Here is a 19,927-nt window from a genome sequence, read left to right as displayed (position 1 = left end):
ATTGGCTCGAAATCGTCGCGAAGCCTGACTAAGAGCGCCGCCCATGAGCATGCCCTTCATCGACCTCGGCGCGCAGCAGCGCCGGATCCGCGACAAGATCGACACCGCCATCGCCAAGGTGCTGGACAGCGGCGCCTATGTGATGGGCCCGCAGGTGCGCGAGTTCGAGGCCCAGCTGGCCGCGTTCGGCCAGGCCAAGCTGGCCCTGTCCTGCGCCAACGGCACCGACGCCATCGCCTTGCCGCTGATGGCGTGGGGGATCGGCAAGGGCGATGCGGTGTTCTGCCCGTCGTTCACCTTCGCTGCGACCCCCGAGGTCGTGCCGTGGGTCGACGCCACCCCGGTGTTCGTCGACGTGCTGCCCGACACCTACAACCTCGACCCCGCCAAGCTGGAGGCCGCCATCGCCGGGGTGAAGGCCGAAGGCAAGTTGACGCCGAAGGTGGTGATCGCCGTGGATCTGTTCGGCCAGCCGGCCGACTATCCTGCGATCAAGGCCATCTGCGATCGCGAGGGCCTGAAGCTGATCGCCGACAGCGCCCAGGGCTTCGGCTGCACGCTGAATGGCCATCACCCGCTGCACTGGGCCGATGTCGCCACCACCAGCTTCTTCCCGGCCAAGCCGCTGGGCTGCTACGGCGACGGCGGCGCGGTGCTGACCAACGATCCGGTGTTGTGGGACCTGATGGACAGCTACCGCGTCCACGGCAAGGCGGTCGGTCCGGACCTGGCGGGCGAGACCTTCGACCATGATCCCAAGTACCTGAACACCCGCATCGGCATGAACTCGCGCCTCGACACGATCCAGGCGGCGATCCTGATCGAGAAGCTGGCGATCTTCGCCGAGGAAATCGAACTTCGGCAGGTCGTCGCTGACCGCTACGCCGACGGCCTGAAGGGCGCGGTGCTGTCGACCCCGACCGTCATCGACGGCGGCGTCTCGGTCTGGGCCCAGTATGTGATCGAGCACGAGAACCGCGACGGCCTGGCCGCTCATCTGAAGGCGCAGGGCGTGCCGACCGCGGTCTACTATCCCGTGCCGATGCATGTTCAGGCGCCCTACGCCCGGTTCCCGCGTGGCGCAGGCGGCCTGCCGGTCACCGAGGCCAAGGCGAAGACGGTTCTGGCCCTGCCGATGCACCCCTATCTGGGCGCCGAGGACCAGCAGACCATCATCGACGCGATCCTCAGCTTCGGCGGCTGATCAGTCCAGCATCGCTTCCAGCGTGGACAGCTCATCCGCCTCGCGGGCGGGCTTGTCCCAGCGGATGCGGTTGATGCGGGGAAACCGCATGGCGACGCCGGACTTGTGCCGGCTGGAGCGCTGCAGGCCCTCGAAGGCGACCTCGAACACCAGGCCGACATCGGGGTCGGCCCGCACCGACCGCACGGGCCCGAACCGTTCGATGGTGTTGTCGCGCACGAACTTGTCGATCCGCTTCAGCTCTTCGTCGGTGAAGCCGAAATAGGCCTTGCCGACCGGGGTGAGGGCGCGCCCGCCGTCCTTATCCTCGCGCCAGACGCCGAAGGTATAGTCGGAATAGAAGCTGGACCGCTTGCCGTGTCCGCGCTGGGCGTACATCAGCACCGCGTCGATCAGGCGCGGATCGCGCTTCCACTTGAACCAGGGGCCCTTGGGGCGGCCGGGTTCATAGACGCTGTCGCGGCGCTTGAGCATCAGGCCTTCGGACAGGCGTGCGTCGCCCTCGGGCGGGTCGCGACGCAGGGCGGCGAGCTCTTCCCAGGTCTCGAAGGGCTGCAGCGGGGAAAGATCGATCCGCGGGCTCGCCAGCCGGCCGACGAACGCTTCCAGGCGCGCGCGCCGCTCGGCGAAGGGCAAGGCCCGAAGGTCGGTCTCGCCGTCCATCAGCAGGTCATAGGCCCGGATCGCGGCCGGGAACGCGGCGAGCAGCTTGGCGTCGACGCTCTTGCGGTTCAGGCGTTGCTGAAGATCGCCGAACGTGGCCAGGGCCCCGTCGCGGAGCACCAGCAGCTCGCCGTCGATCGCGCCCTCGAAGTCCAGCGCCGCCACGACATCCGGAAACGTGGCCGAGATGTCGTCGCCAGTGCGGGTGTAGAGCCGGCGCTCGCCGCGCTCGGCGACGGCCTGGACGCGGATGCCGTCCCACTTCCACTCGGCGACATAGTCGGCCGGATCGAGCTTGGGGAAGTCGGCGTCCTCGTCGATCGGCTGGGCCAGCATGACGGGCCGGAAGCGTCCGGGCGCATCGGGCGATGGGCGTTCCGAGCGCCCCTCCAGCCAGGCGAACAGGTCGCCATAGGGCGGCGCCAGCGCATGCCAGACTTCCTCGATCTCGCCGATGTCGACACCGCCGAGATTGGCGCAGGCCTGCTTGGCCAGGCGCGAGGAGACGCCGACCCGCAGGCCGCCGGTCATCAGTTTCAAGAGCGCCCAGCGCCCGTCAGGGTCCAGCGCGTCGAGCCAGCCCTCGATCAGGCGCTGGACCTCGGCGCGGGACGCCGCCTGCAGAGCGTCGATAACCTCGGAGAGGTCTGGAGGGCGGTTCGGGCCTGACTGAGCAGGCCAGACCAGCGAGACGGTCTCCGCCAGGTCGCCCACAAAGTCGTACGACCAGGCGAATAGCTGGGGATCCATCCGCGCCTCGACGGCCTTGCGGATGAAGGCGGGCTTGGCGGCGTTGAACGACAGCGCCCCGGTCAGCGCCGCGAGCGCATAGCCCCGGTCGGGATCGGGCGTCTGGCGCAGATGATCCTGGATCAAGACCAGCTTGGCGTTGCGCGAACTGGTCAGGGAGAGTCGATCGAGCAGGTGGGCGAAGGCGCGCATGGACATGGAACGCGTGGCAAAGTCCTTGCGATCTTGAGCCCGTGATCAGACCGGCCAAATCAACCAGGATCAAGCGCCAACCTCCGCGCGGTCAGGCCTGCGCCGCGACCGCCTCGTTCAACTGGCCCAGGATCATGATCTTCTGCCAGATCTTGCGGCCGAGGTCCGAGGCCAGGGTTTCGATGTCGTTGACGGCGGCGATGATCACCGGGTCATCGGTCTCGCCGGCGTAGAGCGCGGCCAGCTTGGCCGTCAGGGCCAGCATCTCGGCGCAGTAGTCCAGATAGCGCGACAGCTGGAAATTGCTCATCTCGCGGGGCGGCGAATGGCGGGTGCGGGGACCCAGGATCACCGACGGGTCCTTGGTCAGCTGGTGCATGTCGATGACGTGGCAGAACGAGCGCAGTTCATGCAAAGCCACCTGCACGCGCTGCTGCTTCCAGCGGCGTTCCAGCGAGCTGAGGAACCAGGCCGCCGCGCCGGACAGCAGCGCCAGATTGATCGCCGCCTCCAGGCCCTGGGCCAGATCGAACCCCTCTCGAGCGCGCATCACAGCGCTCCAGTCCAGGCGCCGTGCCAAGGCGAGCTCCAGTGCGACGCCGCTGACGATGATCAGCACCACCAAGGCGCGAAGAAGTAGATAGGGGCGACCGATCCGCCGGGCGCGCGCCGCCGTAAGGCGGGCGGTGTCGGTCAGTCGCCCGCAGACCGTCGCCAGCCCTGAGGCGGGAAAGCGTTCGGACACGCGGGCGTAGAGGTTGTCGAGTGTCTCGACGACCTTGTCGGCTTCCAGCTTCTGTCGGTCGCGCGCGCGGGCCATGGGGCGACATAGCGCAGGTTGATGACCCCTCGCGCAAGTCCGCATCTGCTGCTAGATTAAAACAGTTGTTTTAAATCCTGAAAGGCGAGCATGAGCGACGCGGCCCTGCCGGCGGGTTTCGGCCCGCACGCGCGGAAAAGTCCGGTCACGGATCCGTGGGAGCCGCTCTATGCGCGCCCCGCCGAGGACCGGCTGATCCTGGCGACCTGGGTGCGCGAGCCGCACTGCAATTCGCGACACATGCCCCACGGCGGGTTCCTGGCGGCCATGGCCGATAATGCGATGGGCCTGTCGCTGGGCATGAACCTGGCGCGGGCCGGCGCGAAGGTGGACGGCCTGGTCACGGTGTCGCTGGCGATCGACTACCTGGGCTCGGCGCATCTGGGGCAATGGCTGGAGTTCGACACCGACTTTATCAAGCTGGGTCGCTCGATCTGCTTCGCCGAGGCGACGGTGCGCGCCGACGGCGTCCCGGTGGCGCGGGCGCGGGCCAGTTTCAAGGTGCGAACGGCCAAGGCGGCCGCTTGAACGAAAACCGCCGCCAAGGCCTTGAAGGCCCGGGCGGCGGTCTCCAGTCCTAGAACCCGAAAGGCTCTAGGCGCGCTCGTGAACCGGGTCTTCGGCCGCCAGCGGTTGGGGCAGACGGCTGACCATTTCCTTCGGGCACACCTGCCAGAACTGATCCCGGACGCGGTCCCAGTCGCGCAGCAGGGTCGCGGCGAACACCGAGTCGGTTTCACGCGCGTGTTCGGCGATCAGCGCGCGCAGCACGCCTTCCCAGTAGGGCGAGGCCAGGCGCTGCACCACGATGCTGTCGGGGTTGATGTTGTCCTCGAAACGATCGTGCTGGTCGAGCACGAAGGCCATGCCGCCGGTCATGCCCGCACCGAAGTTACCGCCGGTCGGACCCAGGATCACCACCTGGCCGCCGGTCATGTACTCGCAGCCGTTGGCGCCGCAACCCTCGACCACCGTGGTGGCGCCCGAGTTGCGGACGGCGAAGCGCTCACCCGCCTGGCCCGCTGCGAACAGACGGCCCGAGGTGGCGCCGAACAGCACGGTGTTGCCGATCAGGGTGTTGGTCTCCGGCGCCGCAAGGCCCCGGGCCGGCTTGATCACGATCGTCGCGCCCGACAGGCCCTTGCCGACATAGTCGTTGGCCTCGCCGGTCAGTTCGATGCGCAGACCCTGGACCGCGAAGGCGCCCAGGCTCTGGCCGGCCGAACCCTTCAGCTGGACCGTCAGGTGGCCGGACGGAAGGCCCTTCATGCCGAACTTGCGCACGATGTGGCTGGACGTGCGCGTGCCGATGGTGCGGGCGGTGCTGCGGACCGTGTAGGTCAACTGCATCTTCTCGCCGCGTTCCAAGAGCGGGGCGGCGTCGCGGACGATCTGGGCGTCCAGCGTGTCCGGCACGGCGTTGCGGCCGACCACCGTGTTGTAGGGCTTGTTCGCGCCAGGATCGGCGCGGACCAGCAGCGGGTTGAGGTCGAGGTCGTCCAGGTGCTCGCCGCCGCGGCTGACCTGCGCCAACAGGTCGGTGCGGCCGACGATTTCCTGCAGGCTCTTGAAGCCGAGGCCCGCCAGGATCTCACGCACCTCTTCGGCGATGAAGGTGAAGAGGTTGATGACCTTGTCCGGCGTGCCCGTGAACTTGGCGCGCAGGGCCTCGTCCTGGGTGCAGACGCCGACCGGGCAGGTGTTGGAGTGGCACTGGCGCACCATGATGCAGCCCATCGCCACCAGCGAGGCGGTGCCGATGCCGAACTCCTCGGCGCCCATCATCGCGGCGATGACGATGTCGCGGCCTGTGCGCATGCCGCCGTCGGCCCGCAGGACGACGGAGTGGCGCAGGTTGTTGAGGGTCAGCACCTGATTGGCTTCCGACAGGCCCATTTCCCACGGACCGCCGGCGTACTTGACCGAGGTCTGGGGCGAGGCGCCGGTGCCGCCGACACCGCCGGCGACCAGGATCACATCCGCTTTCGCCTTGGCGACGCCGGCGGCGATGGCGCCGATGCCGGTGGCGGCGACCAGCTTCACCGTGACGCGCGCGATCGGGTTGATCTGCTTGAGGTCATAGATGAGCTGGGCCAGGTCCTCGATCGAATAGATGTCGTGGTGCGGCGGCGGGCTGATCAGCATCACGCCGGGGGTGGAGTGACGCAGGCGGGCGATCATCTCGGTGACCTTGAAGCCCGGCAGCTGGCCGCCTTCGCCGGGCTTGGCGCCCTGGGCGACCTTGATCTCCAGCTCGACGCACTGATTCAGATATTCGGCCGTGACGCCAAAGCGGCCCGAGGCCACCTGCTTGATGGCGCTGTTGGGGTTGTCGCCGTTGGGCAGCGGCTTGTAGCGCGCGCTGTCCTCGCCGCCTTCGCCCGAGACCGAACGAGCGCCGATGCGGTTCATGGCGATGTTCAGGGCGCCATGGGCCTCAGGGCTGAGGGCCCCCAGGCTCATGCCGGGCGTCACGAAGCGCTTGCGGATCTCGTTGACGCTTTCGACGTCGTCTGTGGCGATCGGGTTGCGGTCCGAGCGCCAGTCCAGAAGGTCGCGCAGCTGGATCGGCTTTTGCGTGCGCAGGCCGTTGGACCAGCGGCGATAGAGCTCATAATCACCGGTGTCGCAGGCCGTCTGCAGGGTGTGCATAAGGCGCGCTTCGAAGGCGTGGGCCTCGCCCGAGCGACGGGCCTTGTAGAGGCCGCCGACCGGCAGGGTGACGGCGGCCGCGCCCCAGGCCTTGCGGTGCAGCTCGACCGTCTTGCTCTCGATGCCGGCCAGACCGATGCCCGAGATGCGCGAGGGCATGCCGGGGAAGAACTCGGCGGCCATGGCGCGCGACAGGCCGACGGCCTCGAAGTTGTAGCCCCCCCGATACGAGGAGATGACGCTGATGCCCATCTTCGAGATGATCTTCAGCAGCCCGCCCTCGATGGCGGTCTTGAAGTTGATGCAGACATCGCGCAGCGACTTGTCGCCGACGAGGCCGCGCTCCAGGCGATCCTGGAAGCTCTCCTGGGCCAGATAGGCGTTGACGGCCGTGGCGCCCACGCCGACCAGCACCGCGAAATAGTGGGTGTCCAGGCACTCGGCCGAACGGACGATGATCGAGACGTACGACCGCAGGCCCTTGGCCACCAGGTGAGCGTGCACGCCGCCGGTGGCCAGGATCATGGGAAGGGCCACGCGCTCGGCGTCGCTGGCCTCGTCGGTCAGGACGATGGCGCCGCAGCCGCGCAGGACGGCGTCCTCGGCCTCGGCGCGGATCCGGTCCAGATTGGCGCGCAGGGCGTCGCCGGCGCGAGCTTCCTCGGCGGGCAGGGGCATTGTGCAGTCGATGACCGCGACATTCTTCTCGCCCAACAGGCCGTGGATGCGCTCGTACATGCCGGTGGTCAGCACTGGGCTTTCCAGCACATAGACGTCCGCCTGGGCCGCGTCCTGGGCCAGGATGTTGCCGAGGTTCTTGAAGCGGGTCTTCAGGCTCATCACGCCGGTCTCCCGCAGGGGGTCGATCGGCGGGTTGGTCACCTGGCTGAAGTTCTGGCGGAAATAGTGGCTGAGCGGACGGTACTTCTCCGACAGCACCGCCAGCGGCGTGTCGTCGCCCATCGAGCCGACGGCTTCCTTGCCCTCCTCGACCATGGGGGCGAGGATCATTTCCAGGTCTTCCAGGCTGTAGCCGGCGGCCGCCTGGCGGCGGGTCAGCTCCTCGCGGCCGAACTTGCGCGGTTCCGGACCAGGGCCGATCTCCTTTTCCAGATCGACCATGTTGCCCAGCCACTCGGTGTAGGGGTGGCGGGTGGCCAGTTCGTCGATGATCTCTTCTTCGCCATAGAGACGGCCTTCGGCCAGATCGATGGCGATCATCCGGCCCGGCGAGATGGCCAGCTTGCGGGTAATGCGCGCCTCCTCGACGCCACACATGCCCGCTTCCGAGCCCATGATCACCAGGCCATCGTCGGTATAGGCCACGCGCAGCGGACGCAGCCCCGAGCGGTCCTTGCCGGCCACGACCCAACGGCCGTCGGTGGCGCACAGGGCGGCCGGACCGTCCCACGGCTCCATCACCGCGTTGCAGTAGGAATAGAGCGCCTTATGGGCGTCCTTCATCTTCGGGTTGGCGGCTTCCGGCACCAGCAGGGCCTTGGCCATCGGCGCGTCGCGACCGGCGCGCACCAGCACCTCGAAGGTGTTGTCGAGATTGGCGCTGTCCGAACCGCCCGGCTGGATCACCGGTTTGACGTCGTCCCCGAACTCGCCGAAGGCCTGGGCGGCCATCTTGATCTCGTGGGACTTCATCCAGTTGATGTTGCCCTTGATCGTGTTGATCTCGCCGTTGTGGGCGAGCATCCGGAAAGGCTGGGCCAGGCGCCACTGCGGGAAGGTGTTGGTCGAGTAGCGCTGGTGGAAGATCGCCACGGCGGCCGTGAAGCGTTCGTCCTTCAGGTCGGGGTAGAATTCGTCGATCGCCTCGGCGAGGAACATGCCCTTGTAGATCAGCGACTTGGCCGACAACGAGCAGATATAGAAGTCGCTGATGTTCTGGGCGTGAACGCGCTTTTCGATGCGCTTGCGGCACAGGAACAGCGCGCGCTCCAGCGCTTCGCCCTCCAGACCGGCCGGGGCGGCCAGCATGATCTGCTCGATTTCCGGACGGGTGGCGTTGGCCTTCTCGCCGATCACCGAGGTGTCGACCGGCACCTGGCGCCAGCCGTAGATGTAGAAGCCAAAGCGCAGAGCCTCGGCCTCGACGATCGTGCGGCAGGTCTCCTGGGCGCCGAGGTCCGTGCGCGGCAGGAAGATCTGGCCGACCGCGATCGGACCCTGGCGCAGGGCGTGGCCGGTGCGACGCACCTGGTCGATGAAGAAGTCCTGCGGAACGCTGACCAGCACGCCGGCGCCGTCGCCGGTCTTGCCGTCGGCGTCGACCGCGCCGCGGTGCCACAGGGCCTTCAGCGCCTTGATCGCCAGTTCGACCACTTCGCGGCGCGGCTGGCCGTCAATGGCGCAGACAAGACCCACGCCGCAAGCGTCGCGCTCGGTCGACGGGTCATAGGCGTGGCCGTCGATCAGGGCCTGGCGGTTCTTCAGATAGAGGTCCATCGCGGTCATGGTCTTGGGATCCTCTTTCTTATTCCGCCGCGATCAGCGCGGGCGCGCCGACCTTGGCCTGCAGATAACGGTGGATGGCGTCGGCGGCGTCGCGGCCGTCCTTGATCGCCCAGACGACCAGCGAGGCGCCGCGCACGATGTCGCCGGCGGCGAACACGCCGTCCAGATTGGTCATCTGATTGCGGACGTCGGCCTTAACGGTGCCCCAACGGGTCACCTTCAGGTCCGGGGCGGACCACTGCTGGGGCAGGTTCTCGGGCTCGAAGCCAAGAGCCTTGACGACCAGCTGGGCCGGACGGTCGAAGTCGCCGCCGGGGATTTCCTCGGGGCTCTGGCGGCCCGAGGCGTCCGGCGCGCCCAGACGCATGCGGATGGCGCGCACGCCGGTGACGGCCTCGGCCTCGCCAGACAGGGCGCGGGGCGCGGCCAGCCATTCGAAGGTGACACCTTCTTCCTCGGCGTTGGCCACTTCGCGCATCGAGCCGGGCATATTGGCCTTGTCGCGGCGATAGAGGCAGGTGACCGACTTGGCGCCCTGACGGATGGCCGTGCGCACGCAGTCCATGGCGGTGTCACCGCCGCCGACCACGACCACGTCCTTGCCCTCGGCGTTCAGTTCGCCTGAGTCGTAGGCCGGAACGCTGTCGCCCAGGGACAGGCGGTTGGAGGTGATCAGATAGTCGAGGGCCGGCACCACGCCCTTGCTGCCGCCGCCCGGAACGGTCAGGTCGCGCGCGGCGTAGACGCCGACGGCGATCAGCACCGCGTCATGCTGGGCGCGCAGATCCTCGAGCGTGGCGTCCTTGCCGACCTCGAAGCCCAGCTTGAAGACGATGCCGCCGTCGGCCAGGCGCTGGGTGCGGCGCGCGACGACGTCCTTTTCCAGCTTGAAGCCGGGGATGCCGTAGATCAGCAGGCCGCCGGCGCGATCGTGGCGGTCATAGACGGTGACGTCGTAGCCGGCCTCACGCAGCTTCTCGGCGGCGGCCAGCCCTGCGGGGCCCGCGCCTACGATCCCGACCGACTGACCGCGCGCCGGACCGGCGGCCAGGGGCTTCACCCAGCCCATCTCCCAGGCCTTGTCGGTCAGGTAGCGCTCGACCGAACCGATGGTCACCGTGCCGTGACCCGACTGCTCGATCACGCAGTTGCCTTCGCACAGGCGATCCTGGGGGCAAATTCGACCGCAGACCTCCGGCATCGAATTGGTCGCCTGCGACAGGGCGTAGGCTTCTTCCAGACGGCCTTCGGCGGTCATCCGCAACCAGTCGGGGATGTTGTTGTGCAGCGGGCAGTGCGTCTGACAGAACGGCACGCCACACTGCGAGCAACGCGAGGCCTGCTCGGTCGCCTTGGCGTCGATGAAGTCGGCGTAGATCTCGTGAAAGTCGCCCGAACGCTCAGCGGCCGCGCGCTTTTCAGGCGTCTTGCGGGCCACCGTTGTGAATTTCAGCATGCGCTCGGCCATGCGACTTCCCTCGCCCCAGGATTGGGAGAAAAATTGCTCTGGCGGCGCTCTTAAGGACTCTTTTGCGCAATAAGAATGTGGTGGTCAAATTATAAGACCAAAATCGCCGTACTCTTGCCGGGGGCATTGAGAACCTGTCGCAATAGGCCGGTATAATAGTCCAGTTTGTGGATTAACGCCGTTTTTACGATGTTTGGCGCACGCCACAGACAACGCTTCAGGGGACCCTCATGCCGGATTGGCTCATTGCTCTCATTCTCGGCCTGATCGAAGGTCTGACCGAGTTCATTCCGGTCTCGTCGACCGGCCACCTTCTTCTGCTCGGGCACTTCCTGGGCTTCCATAGCCCCGGCAACACCTTCCAGGTGCTGATCCAGCTGGGCGCGATCCTGGCGATCACCGGGGTCTATTTCGGCCGCCTGTGGGGCTTGCTGACGACGCTGCCGACCGATCCGGGCTCGCGCCGGTTCGTGATCGGGATCCTGCTGGCCTTCTGCCCCGCCGTTCTGGTCGGGGTGGCGGCCCACGATTTCATCAAGACCGTGCTGTATGAGACCCCGGCCCTGGTCTGCTCGACCCTGATCATCGGCGGCTTCATCCTGCTGGCGCTGGACCGCATGAAGCTGGAGCCGCGCTATACCGACGTCGCGGAGTATCCGCTGAAGACGGCCTTCATCATCGGCCTGTTCCAGTGTCTGGCGCTCGTCCCAGGCGTCTCGCGCTCCGGCGCGACCATCGCCGGCGCCTTGCTGCTCAAGTGCGACAAGCGCTCGGCGGCCGAGTTCAGCTTCTTCCTGGCCATGCCGACCATGGCCGGCGCCTTCGCCTATGACCTGTACAAGAACATCGACAAGCTGAGCACCAATGACCTGGGCCTGATCGGGATCGGCTTCCTGGCCGCCCTGGTCTCGGGCGTCTTCGTGGTCAAGACGGTGCTGGACTTCATCACCCGCCACGGCTTTGCGCCGTTCGCCTACTGGCGGATCGCGGTCGGCGTCGTGGGTCTGGCGCTGCTCTACATCCCGCGCTGAGCCGTCAGGCTGGATAGAACGAGAAAGGCCCTGACGCGACGAGCGTCAGGGCCTTTCGTCTTTAGCGCCGGGCCGGACGATGATCCCTAGAACGCGCCGGCCGGGGTCTCGGCGTACTGACCGCCCTTGCGGTAGCGATAGAGGTAGCTCGGCACGATGGCTTCAACAGCCGTCGGCGTCACGCCGGCTTCGGCGAGGCCTGGCAGGCCCTGTTCGGCGACATTGTCGCTCTTGAGCATCTGGACCTGATCGCTGGTCAGCGGCGGCGGGATGACGCCCGCGACGAGGTCGCCCAGCGAACCGATCAGCGACGCCACCGGCCAGGGCAGGGGGATCAGCGGCCGGTTGCGGCCGGTTTCCACGAGAATCAGCTCGAGGATCTCGCGCATCGTGTAGATCGTCGGGCCGCCCAGTTCGTAGGTCACGCCCGCCGCAGCCGGGCTGGCGACCGCCTTGGCGATCACCGCGGCCACATCGCCGACAAACACCGGCTGGAAGCGCGTGTCGCCGCCGACCAGCGGCAGGGCGGGGGCCAGGGCGGCCATCTGGGCGAAGCGGTTGAAGAAGTCGTCCTCAGGACCGAACACGATCGAGGGGCGGACAATGGTGGCGCCCGGGAAGGCTTCGCGCACCGCGGCCTCGCCCTCGCCCTTGGAGCGGGCGTACTTGGCGGGGCTGTTCACGTCGGCGCCGATGGCGCTGACGTGCACCAGATGCTTGACGCCGGCCTTGGAGGCGGCCTCGGCGACATTGCGCGCACCCATGGTGTGGACCGACAGGAACTTCTGGCGGCCGCTCTCGAACAGCACGCCCACCAGGTTCACGCAGCCCTCGGCGCCGTCCAGCGCGCGGGCCACCGAGCTCGGGTTGCGGACATTGGCCTGCACGACCTCGATCTGGCCGACATCGCCCAGCATGCGCATCTTGTAGGCGAGATTGGGCTGGCGCACGGCCACCCGCACGCGATGGCCCGCCTTGGCGAGCGCCCGCACGACCTGACCGCCCACGAAACCGGAGCCGCCGAACACCGTGACCAGACCTTGCATCATCATCCCTCGTGCCTGCGATGACCACACCGCGATGAACGGGGGAATTAGACGACCACGGCCCGGTTCGCAACGAAATCACGATTTGTCGTTTTTTCGCTGTTGACGTGGCCTGAGGCTTTCCCTAAACGTCCCGGCCTCGCGGCGACCTAACCGGTTGCGACAGCGGGCCCAGGTGGCGGAATTGGTAGACGCGCTGGCTTCAGGTGCCAGTGACCGAAAGGTCGTGGAGGTTCGAGTCCTCTCCTGGGCACCACCCTTTGTTTGGCTTCTTGATGAAGCCTCGGGGGTGGTGCCGGTAGTTCGCCGGATAGCTAATCCGTTCATCGTGAGTATAAGTGTCGCGCGCTTACATCGAGCGCGTGGTTCGGCGCGTTCGCGCGTCGAGACTTCGCCGGAGACGTCTGAGAGTTGGCCAATTTCGTTCACGAGGGCGATCTGCCCGACGGCGTCTTCGCGGACGCGGAGATCATCGCGATTGATTCGGAGACCATGGGCCTGCGCTTGCGCCGCGATCCGCTGTGCGTGGTTCAGCTTTCGGCCGGCGACGGCGACGCCCATGTGGTGCGGCTCAGCCGGCCTGACTACGACTGCCCGAATCTGAAGGCGCTGCTGACGAATCCGAAGGTCCTGAAGCTTTTTCACTTCGGGCGCTTTGATATCGCCATGTTCGAGCTCCATCTGGGGGTGGTGACCGCACCCGTCTATTGCACCAAGATCGCCAGCAAGCTGGCCCGCACCTATACCGACCGCCACGGCCTCAAGGACGTGACGCGGGAGTTGCTGGGCGTTGAACTGTCGAAGGTGCAGCAGTCTTCGGACTGGGGTGCGCCGTCGCTCAGCGTCGACCAGGTCGCCTACGCCGCCTCGGACGTGCTGCACCTGCATGGCCTCCGTCTGAAGCTGAACGCCATGCTCGAGCGCGAGGGCCGCATGGCGCTGGCGCAACACGCTTTTGACTATCTCCCCCATCGCGCCTCGCTGGATCTGGCCGGTTGGGAGGAGATGGACATCTTCGCCCACAGCTAAAGGACCTCATGCAGCCCGCCGCGGTCATGACCGGACGATCGATGAGCGCCGACCTTGCGCGCTGGCGCCGTCGCTCGCGCCGCGTTCGGGCCGCGCGCCTCGTGCTGCCCGCCGCGATCGGTGTTCTGTTGTTGGCCGTGATCGCACAGGTGGGCTGGCGCACCTATCTGGCCGCGTCCCGCGCGCCCGCCGAGGCCCGCACCGAGATTCGCCTCATCACGCCACGGTTCTATGGGCAGTCGACCGAAGGCCGCAGCTTCATGATCACGGCTCGCTCCGCGATCCGCGACGACGCCGATCCGCGCCGCATCATCCTGGAAGAGCCGGCCCTGACCCTGGACCTGGGGTCGCCCACGCCCACACGCATGACCGCCAAGCATGGCGTCTACCGGCAAGACACTTTCGGGCTGAACCTGAAGGACGATGTTCGTCTGGACGATGGCGAGGGCTATCGCTTCGCGTCCGAGGAGTCGTTCGTCGACACGCGGACCGGCGATGTCAGCGGCGAGAGCACAATGAATGGCGAAGGTCCCAGCGGGCAGGTGCAATCGAGCGCCTACTCCGTATATGACAAGGGCGATCGCATCGTCTTCCGAGGCGGGGTTCGCGCGCGGTTCGAACAGCAGTAAAGAGAAATGGCGCGGGTCGCTTCGGAGGCGGGCCGCGACGGATGAGGACATGGTTCTGATGAAGCGATCGGCGGCTGCGGCTTTGACCGCGTTGATCCTGTCGGGCGCGGGCGCCGGCGGGGCGGCTTATGCCCAGCAAGGTAATTCCAGCGCGCCGGTGGACGTCTCCGCCGACAATCAGGAAACGATCAACAGCAAGTGTCTCATCATCTTCACGGGTAACGTCGAGATCCTGCAGAACCGCTCTCGCCTGCGCGCGGAGAAGGTCACGATCTACAACGCCAAGCGCCCGACGGCGGAAAACGCCAACGCCTGCGGCAACGCCCAGCGCATGGAGGCCGAGGGCGGGGTGTATCTCGTCAACGAGCAGCAGAACGCGCGCGGCGATCGTGCGGTCTACACCTTCAGCAACAACACCGCCGTGCTCACCGGGGATGTCATCCTGGTCAAGGGCAACGACGTGGCGCGCGGCGATCGCCTGACCGTGAACACCAAGACCAACGACGCCAAGCTTGAGTCGACGATCACGGGGCGGACCGCGACGCGCCGCGTCCGCGCGGTCTTCTATCAGGACGACACCCAGACGTCCGACGCGCCGGCTACGGCCGAGCCGCGCTAGGATCCCGAATGACCCTGACCTCCAACGACATGGACGGCCTGTTCGTCGATTCCGTGGGCAAGTCGTTTGGCGACCGCCCCGTCGTCAAGAACGTGTCCCTGCGCCTGAAGCGCGGCGAGGTGGCGGGCCTGCTGGGCCCCAACGGCGCCGGCAAGACGACCTGCTTCTACATGGTCACCGGCCTGATCGCCGCCGACTACGGCGCGATCTATCTGGACGGCGAGAACATCACCGCCCAGCCGATGTTCCAGCGCGCCCGCCTGGGCGTCGGCTACCTGCCGCAGGAAGCCTCGATCTTCCGGGGCATGACGGTCGAGCAGAACGTCATGGCCGTGGTCGAGATGCGCGAACGCGATCCGCGCAAGGCGCGCGAGCAGGTGACCAGCATCCTGGAAGAGCTGCGGATCACCCATATCCGCAAGTCGCCGGCCGTGGCCCTGTCGGGCGGCGAGCGCCGCCGGGTGGAAATCGCCCGCGCCCTGGCCAGCGAGCCGTCGTTCATGCTGCTGGACGAGCCCTTCGCCGGCATCGACCCGCTGGCCATCGCCGACATCCGCGAGGTGATCGGCTATCTGAAGGGACGTGGCATCGGTATCCTGATCACCGACCACAACGTCCGCGAGACGCTCGACATCATCGATCGCGCCTCGATCATCCATGCGGGCGAGGTGCTGTTCGAGGGTTCGCCCCGCGAGATCGTCGAAAACCCGGAAGTGAAGCGCGTTTATCTGGGCGAGAGCTTCACCGAGCCGCGTCTGGGCGACTAAGTCCTTGTTCCGAAAGGTCTAAGCCTTTTTTCGGGACACACGGTCGCACCGGCCCGAATATTGCAGGCGTTCGCGACCCGTTAACCAGAACCGCTCTTCAATGGCGTTCGAAAGTTTTTCGTACGTCAGGAGGGCGCATTGGCGCTCAGCCACCGACTAGAGCTCCGGCAAGGCCAGGGCCTCGTCATCACCCCGCAACTGCAGCAGGCCATCAAGCTGCTGCAGCTGTCGAACATCGAGCTCGACGCCTTTGTCGAGGCCGAGCTGGAGCGTAACCCACTCCTGCAACGCGAGGAGGGCGATCACGAGCCGGCCGTTGAGGTCGAGGCCGAGCGGGACGCCAGCCTCACCCAGGTCGACGCCGTGGCCGATACGACGGCCGGGCGCGAGCTGGACACGCCCGGCGACGACGTCTCCCCCGGCGAGCGCGCCACCGGCGACGGGGCGGACGCCGAGCACGCCGGCGGGCAGATCGACTGGTCGCGCGCGGGCGGCGGCGGCTCGTTCGAGAGCGACGAAGGCTACGAGCGCGCGCTGACCGACAGCCCGACCCTGGCCGCGCACCTGCGAACCCAGTTGGTGCAAGCGGCGCTCTCACCGGCCCGCAACGCCATCGCCGAGATCCTGATCGACGCGGTCGATGAAGGCGGCTACCTGCGCCTCGACATCGTTGAGCTTGCCGATCGTCTGGGCTGCGCCCTCGCGGTTGTCGAAGAGACCCTGTCAGTGCTGCAGGGCTTCGAGCCCGTGGGCGTCTTCGCCCGCGACGTGCGCGAGTGCCTGGCGCTGCAGCTCAAGGACCTGAACCGCTACGACCCGGCCATGGCCGCCATGCTCGATCACCTCGAGCTCCTGGCCAAGCGCGATATGGCGAGCCTGCGCCGGATCTGCGGCGTCGACGACGAAGACCTGCGCGAGATGATCGGCGAGATCCGGTCGCTGAATCCGCGTCCGGGCGCGGCCTATCACAGCGAGCCGGCAGAGACCCTGGTGCCCGACGTCATGGTCCGCGAAGGCCTCGGCGGCATGTGGCACGTGGAGCTGAACACCGACACCCTGCCGCGCGTGCTGGTCGACCAGCGCTACCACGCCCGCGTCTCCAAGGGCGCGCGCAGCGACCAGGAGAAGACCTTCGTCGCCGACTGCATGGCCTCGGCCAACTGGCTGGTTAAGAGCCTGGACCAGCGGGCCAAGACCATCCTGAAGGTCGCCAGCGAGATCGTGCGCCAGCAGGACGGCTTCCTGGCCTTCGGCGTCGAGCACCTGCGACCGCTGAACCTGAAGACGGTCGCCGACGCCATCGGCATGCACGAGAGCACGGTCAGCCGCGTGACCTCGAACAAGTACATCGCCACCCCCCGCGGCGTGTTCGAGCTGAAGTTCTTCTTCACCTCGGCCATCCAGTCGTCCGAAGGCGGCGAGGCTCACTCGGCCGCCAGCGTCCGTCACAAGATCAAGGGGCTGGTCGACGCCGAGAAATGCGAGGCCGACGTCCATTCCGACGATCGCATCGTAGAGATTCTCAAGGCGGCCGGGGTCGACATCGCCCGTCGGACCGTGGCCAAGTATCGAGAGGCCATGCGGATCCCCTCGTCGGTGGAGCGTCGCCGGCTGATGAAGGAAGCGGTCTGAAGCCGCTTCCTTTTCGCCCCCCGCGCGTTCCTGAGCGGGCCGAGAGGATTTGATGAGCGAGAAGAGTCTGGCCGACGTGATCGAGGGCTTTGGCGAGGACGCCAGCCCCACCCTGACCGTCGGGCAAATGCTGGCGGCGTTCGACAGCCGCGCGTTCGGCGCGATGCTGCTGGTGTTTGGTCTGCTGAACACCCTGCCCCTGCCGCCCGGGTCGTCGACCATCCTGTCATTGCCGATCCTGCTTCTGGCCCCTCAGATCGCCATGGGCGCGGACACCCCCTGGTTGCCGCGCGGCTTGAACGAAAAGCCGCTCAAGCGGGACGATCTGCGTGGGCTGTTCCGGCGGCTGGGACCGATCGTGCGCAGCATGGAACTGATCACCCGCCCGCGGCTGCGGCCATTGTTCGCACCCCTGGGCGAAAGGATGGTCGGAGTGGTCTGCACCCTGCTGGCGCTGGTGCTGGTTTTGCCGATTCCGCTGGGCAATCTGGCTCCTGGCGCAACGGTCGCCGTTCTGGCCCTGGCGCTGCTCCAGCGTGACGGAATCCTGGCCCTGCTGGGTTATCTGATGGCCGTGGGCAGCGGGGCGCTTCTGTTCGTCAGCGCCCATGTCGTGGTGATGGGCGCGCGCAAGCTTCTCGGGGTCTTCTCAGGGCTGTTCTGAGGGCGCCGAAAAGCCGCGAAAGCGCCGCTTGACACCCGCCTGCGACAGGCGCGTCATATCGCTATGCAAGTCCAAGTCTCCGGCAAGCATGTCGACGTTGGTGAGGCTCTGCGAGCGCGAGTCTCCGACGAAATCGCCCTGAGCATTGGTAAGTACTTCGATCGCGGCGGCGTCGCCGAGGTCGTGGTCAGCAAGGAAGGCTACGCCTTCCGTGTCGATTGCTCGGTAAAGCTGGCATCGGGTCAGCAACTCATCAGCCACGGGTCCGGAGGTGACGCCCACGCCGCCTTCGACGCCGCCCTGGCCAAGATCGATACGCGCATCAGGCGCTACAAAAGGCGACTTAAGAGCCACTCTGCGGCGGCCACGGCCAAGCAGGTCGAGAACGCCGCCATGTTCGTCCTCCGTGCGCCGGAAAGCGACGATGTGGACGAAGACTGGGATATTGAAGACGACCACCCGACGGGCGCGCCCGCGGCCATGGTCATTGCGGAAACCCAGGCCGCGATGAAGACAATGACCGTTTCCATGGCTGTTATGGAACTGGACTTGACCGCATACCCGGCAATCGTGTTTAGGAACGCCGCCCACGGGGGCATCTCTGTGGTGTATCGGCGTCCAGACGGGAATATCGGCTGGATCGACCCCGAACGCACGAAGTCGAACGGACACGGGTCAACCGCGAGCTAACCAGACCGTGTCATGGTCTGGCGCCGTCGGTGGATTATCGTCGGCGGCGCCAAGGCGGTCGGAAACTAGCGAGCGTTGTGAGTCCATGACCATTGGCGACCTTCTCGAGCCCGGAGCGGTGGCGCTGCGCGCCAGCGCGCCCGGCAAGCGCCAGGCGCTTTCCATGGTTGCGGATGTCGCTGGCCGCGTCCTGGGCGTTGACCCGGAAGCGGCGCTGGACGGTCTTATCGAGCGGGAAGCCGCCGGTTCCACCGGCGTCGGCGAAGGTGTCGCCATCCCCCATGCACGGCTGGACGGTCTGGACCGGGTTCGCGCGGTTGTCGTGCGGCTGGACGCGCCGGTCGCCTTCGATGCGCTCGACGACAAGCCCGTTGACCTTCTGGTGGCGCTGTTCGCGCCCCGTGAGGCCAATGCGCAGCATCTGCGGGCGCTCGCGCGGGTGGCGCGCATGATGCGCCAGCCCGAAGTTCGCACCTCGGTGCGGCAGGCCCGATCAGCGGACGCGATCCACGTCCTGTTGACCGACGAACCGGCCAGCACGGCCGCCTGACGCCCTTCTGATCTTCTTCTAGAGCATTTCACGGCCTGACTGCGTCAGGCCGTGAGCTCTAATCTTTTGTTTTGGCGCATTTTTCTTCACGCGAACCGGAACCACTTCGCTCGAAAAATGCTCTAGTGGACAGACACCGGCGCCAGCTCATGGGCGAGGGCGGCGGCGATCGCGGTGTCGCGGTCGATCAGGACCGCGAGGCGCTCGCCATCGGCGCGGCAGACCGCATACAGCGTCTGGTCCGGCGACAGGTCGAGGTCCTCGACGCCTTCCGGAGCGTCGGCCAGGATCTCGGCGGCCTTGATCGGTCGGACATAGACGAGCGCGGGCGCGCCAAGGGCCGCGAAGGCTTCGCTGGTCAGGGGCCGGCTGTGTTGCGTGTTGGGCGTCATAGGACCACCTCTTTCGATTAGGTAACGCGCCGCGTTTCGCTGCGGTTCAGACCGCGGCGACCCGAGGCGGACTCTGCGCGGCGTTTCAGCCCGCGCTGCGGATCGGGATTTTCCTGACCAGGCGTTCGGGCGCCGGACGGGCCAGGTCGATGTGCAGCAGGCCATGCTCAAGCGTCGCGGCCGTGACCTCCATGCCCTCGGCGAGGACGAAGGTGCGCACAAAGCCGCGCGCCGCGATCCCGCGGTGCAGGAAAGCCCGCTCGGCGTCGGAGCGACCGTCCGCGCTGTCGCGCTTGCCGGCCACGACCAGTTGCCCGCCTTCGACAGTCACCTGCAGCTGCTCGGGCGAGAAGCCCGCGACGGCCAGGGTGATGCGGACGCCGCCGTGCTCGGCCTGCTCGACATTGTAGGGGGGATAGCTTTCCGACGCGGCCTTGGCGGCGCGCTCGATCAGGTCTCGGGTGTGTTCGAACCCCAACAGAAAGGGGCTGTCGAACAGGATCGTCCGGGTCATCGCGAAGTCCTCGCTGAAGCGACTTCGTTCGTGGAGACCGGCCCGAGGATCGGCGTCGATCACCACGACACGACGCCAGACATGGCGCGCGATAGCGGTCGGTTCAAGAGGAGACGGGAAACAGGAGCCCAAAATGGACAAGGCCCGGA

18 protein-coding genes and 1 tRNA gene are annotated in these 19,927 nt (G+C 67.0%); 12 read left to right on the top strand and 7 right to left on the bottom strand.

The genetic code is table 11. The annotated features are described in order from the left end of the window. The first annotated feature begins 43 nt into the window (after window positions 1–43). The gene (locus tag OVA11_RS02130) at window positions 44–1,204 is read left to right on the top strand and encodes a DegT/DnrJ/EryC1/StrS family aminotransferase (protein ID WP_268065819.1); all 1,161 of its coding nucleotides are present in this window, start codon (window positions 44–46) and stop codon (window positions 1,202–1,204) included. Here OVA11_RS02130 and OVA11_RS02125 read toward each other — a convergent pair whose 3' ends face one another. After that, entirely contained in the window at window positions 1,205–2,815 is a 1,611-nt protein-coding gene (locus tag OVA11_RS02125; protein ID WP_268065818.1) for a cisplatin damage response ATP-dependent DNA ligase, read from the bottom strand. It abuts the gene before it with no gap. Window positions 2,816–2,900: 85 nt separating this feature from the next. Beyond that, window positions 2,901–3,629: a hypothetical protein gene (locus OVA11_RS02120; RefSeq protein ID WP_268065817.1), complete on the bottom strand. Its 729-nt coding sequence runs from the start codon at window positions 3,627–3,629 to the stop codon at window positions 2,901–2,903. Window positions 3,630–3,719: 90 nt separating this feature from the next. On the opposite strand from OVA11_RS02120, the gene OVA11_RS02115 reads away from it, so the two are divergent. Continuing rightward, window positions 3,720–4,157 carry a PaaI family thioesterase gene (locus OVA11_RS02115; protein WP_268065816.1) on the top strand — a complete coding sequence of 146 codons (438 nt, stop codon included), beginning with the start codon at window positions 3,720–3,722 and terminating at the stop codon, window positions 4,155–4,157. A gap of 66 nt (window positions 4,158–4,223) precedes the next feature. Here the strand turns inward: OVA11_RS02115 and gltB are convergent, their stop codons facing one another. Both gltB and OVA11_RS02105 read right to left on the bottom strand, forming a co-directional pair. Next, the gene (gene gltB, locus OVA11_RS02110) at window positions 4,224–8,747 is read right to left on the bottom strand and encodes a glutamate synthase large subunit (RefSeq protein ID WP_268065815.1); all 4,524 of its coding nucleotides are present in this window, start codon (window positions 8,745–8,747) and stop codon (window positions 4,224–4,226) included. A gap of 19 nt (window positions 8,748–8,766) precedes the next feature. After that, complete coding sequence (locus OVA11_RS02105; RefSeq protein ID WP_268065814.1) at window positions 8,767–10,215, bottom strand: NAD(P)-dependent oxidoreductase; 1,449 nt, start codon at window positions 10,213–10,215, stop codon at window positions 8,767–8,769. Between the two features lie 230 nt (window positions 10,216–10,445). On the opposite strand from OVA11_RS02105, the gene OVA11_RS02100 reads away from it, so the two are divergent. Next, window positions 10,446–11,246 (top strand): undecaprenyl-diphosphate phosphatase, encoded by an 801-nt coding sequence (locus OVA11_RS02100; protein ID WP_268065813.1) that lies wholly within the window; start codon window positions 10,446–10,448, stop codon window positions 11,244–11,246. 86 nt (window positions 11,247–11,332) lie between these two features. Here OVA11_RS02100 and OVA11_RS02095 read toward each other — a convergent pair whose 3' ends face one another. Continuing rightward, window positions 11,333–12,292 carry a complex I NDUFA9 subunit family protein gene (locus OVA11_RS02095; protein ID WP_268068874.1) on the bottom strand — a complete coding sequence of 320 codons (960 nt, stop codon included), beginning with the start codon at window positions 12,290–12,292 and terminating at the stop codon, window positions 11,333–11,335. A 169-nt stretch (window positions 12,293–12,461) separates the two neighbouring features. Between OVA11_RS02095 and OVA11_RS02090 the strand changes: the two genes are divergently transcribed. From OVA11_RS02090 to ptsN, 9 genes are all read left to right on the top strand, one after another. Then, window positions 12,462–12,548 (top strand) — tRNA-Leu (locus OVA11_RS02090). Window positions 12,549–12,703: 155 nt separating this feature from the next. Further along, window positions 12,704–13,321 (top strand): ribonuclease D, encoded by a 618-nt coding sequence (locus OVA11_RS02085; protein ID WP_010921430.1) that lies wholly within the window; start codon window positions 12,704–12,706, stop codon window positions 13,319–13,321. Continuing rightward, on the top strand, window positions 13,288–13,950 hold the full coding sequence (lptC, locus tag OVA11_RS02080) for an LPS export ABC transporter periplasmic protein LptC (protein ID WP_096034551.1): 663 nt from the start codon (window positions 13,288–13,290) through the stop codon (window positions 13,948–13,950). Before OVA11_RS02085 ends, lptC begins: the two co-directional genes overlap by 34 nt. A 58-nt stretch (window positions 13,951–14,008) precedes the next feature. Continuing rightward, on the top strand, window positions 14,009–14,569 hold the full coding sequence (locus OVA11_RS02075; protein WP_268068873.1) for an LptA/OstA family protein: 561 nt from the start codon (window positions 14,009–14,011) through the stop codon (window positions 14,567–14,569). A gap of 8 nt (window positions 14,570–14,577) precedes the next feature. Beyond that, the gene (lptB, locus tag OVA11_RS02070; protein ID WP_062096701.1) at window positions 14,578–15,336 is read left to right on the top strand and encodes an LPS export ABC transporter ATP-binding protein; all 759 of its coding nucleotides are present in this window, start codon (window positions 14,578–14,580) and stop codon (window positions 15,334–15,336) included. Window positions 15,337–15,474: 138 nt separating this feature from the next. Next, on the top strand, window positions 15,475–16,968 hold the full coding sequence (gene rpoN, locus OVA11_RS02065) for an RNA polymerase factor sigma-54 (protein WP_268065812.1): 1,494 nt from the start codon (window positions 15,475–15,477) through the stop codon (window positions 16,966–16,968). 49 nt (window positions 16,969–17,017) lie between these two features. After that, complete coding sequence (locus OVA11_RS02060; protein WP_268065811.1) at window positions 17,018–17,632, top strand: exopolysaccharide biosynthesis protein; 615 nt, start codon at window positions 17,018–17,020, stop codon at window positions 17,630–17,632. 63 nt (window positions 17,633–17,695) lie between these two features. Then, window positions 17,696–18,322, top strand: a complete 627-nt coding sequence (gene hpf / locus OVA11_RS02055) for a ribosome hibernation-promoting factor, HPF/YfiA family (RefSeq protein ID WP_268065810.1) — start codon at window positions 17,696–17,698, stop codon at window positions 18,320–18,322. 85 nt (window positions 18,323–18,407) lie between these two features. After that, window positions 18,408–18,872, top strand: a complete 465-nt coding sequence (gene ptsN / locus OVA11_RS02050; protein WP_268065809.1) for a PTS IIA-like nitrogen regulatory protein PtsN — start codon at window positions 18,408–18,410, stop codon at window positions 18,870–18,872. Between the two features lie 122 nt (window positions 18,873–18,994). Here ptsN and OVA11_RS02045 read toward each other — a convergent pair whose 3' ends face one another. Continuing rightward, window positions 18,995–19,264 carry a DUF1150 family protein gene (locus OVA11_RS02045; protein ID WP_268065808.1) on the bottom strand — a complete coding sequence of 90 codons (270 nt, stop codon included), beginning with the start codon at window positions 19,262–19,264 and terminating at the stop codon, window positions 18,995–18,997. Window positions 19,265–19,349: 85 nt separating this feature from the next. Next, window positions 19,350–19,778, bottom strand: coding sequence for an Hsp20 family protein (locus tag OVA11_RS02040; protein ID WP_268065807.1), 429 nt, complete (start codon window positions 19,776–19,778; stop codon window positions 19,350–19,352). Window positions 19,779–19,927 lie beyond the last annotated feature (149 nt).

The organism is Caulobacter sp. SL161 (assembly GCF_026672375.1).
In the GTDB taxonomy this organism is placed as follows: Bacteria; Pseudomonadota; Alphaproteobacteria; order Caulobacterales; family Caulobacteraceae; genus Caulobacter.
The sequence above is the reverse complement of the archived record's forward strand: the minus strand, read 5'-3'. Positions and strand labels throughout refer to the sequence as shown.

Coding starts and splice junctions, on each gene's coding strand:
- OVA11_RS02130 (WP_268065819.1), top strand. CDS start 44: ATGAGCATGCCCTTCATCGACCTCGGCGCGCAGCAGCGCCGGATCCGC.
- OVA11_RS02125 (WP_268065818.1), bottom strand. CDS start 2,815: ATGTCCATGCGCGCCTTCGCCCACCTGCTCGATCGACTCTCCCTGACC.
- OVA11_RS02120 (WP_268065817.1), bottom strand. CDS start 3,629: ATGGCCCGCGCGCGCGACCGACAGAAGCTGGAAGCCGACAAGGTCGTC.
- OVA11_RS02115 (WP_268065816.1), top strand. CDS start 3,720: ATGAGCGACGCGGCCCTGCCGGCGGGTTTCGGCCCGCACGCGCGGAAA.
- gltB (WP_268065815.1), bottom strand. CDS start 8,747: ATGACCGCGATGGACCTCTATCTGAAGAACCGCCAGGCCCTGATCGAC.
- OVA11_RS02105 (WP_268065814.1), bottom strand. CDS start 10,215: ATGGCCGAGCGCATGCTGAAATTCACAACGGTGGCCCGCAAGACGCCT.
- OVA11_RS02100 (WP_268065813.1), top strand. CDS start 10,446: ATGCCGGATTGGCTCATTGCTCTCATTCTCGGCCTGATCGAAGGTCTG.
- OVA11_RS02095 (WP_268068874.1), bottom strand. CDS start 12,292: ATGCAAGGTCTGGTCACGGTGTTCGGCGGCTCCGGTTTCGTGGGCGGT.
- OVA11_RS02075 (WP_268068873.1), top strand. CDS start 14,009: ATGAAGCGATCGGCGGCTGCGGCTTTGACCGCGTTGATCCTGTCGGGC.
- lptB (WP_062096701.1), top strand. CDS start 14,578: ATGACCCTGACCTCCAACGACATGGACGGCCTGTTCGTCGATTCCGTG.
- hpf (WP_268065810.1), top strand. CDS start 17,696: ATGCAAGTCCAAGTCTCCGGCAAGCATGTCGACGTTGGTGAGGCTCTG.
- ptsN (WP_268065809.1), top strand. CDS start 18,408: ATGACCATTGGCGACCTTCTCGAGCCCGGAGCGGTGGCGCTGCGCGCC.
- OVA11_RS02045 (WP_268065808.1), bottom strand. CDS start 19,264: ATGACGCCCAACACGCAACACAGCCGGCCCCTGACCAGCGAAGCCTTC.
- OVA11_RS02040 (WP_268065807.1), bottom strand. CDS start 19,778: ATGACCCGGACGATCCTGTTCGACAGCCCCTTTCTGTTGGGGTTCGAA.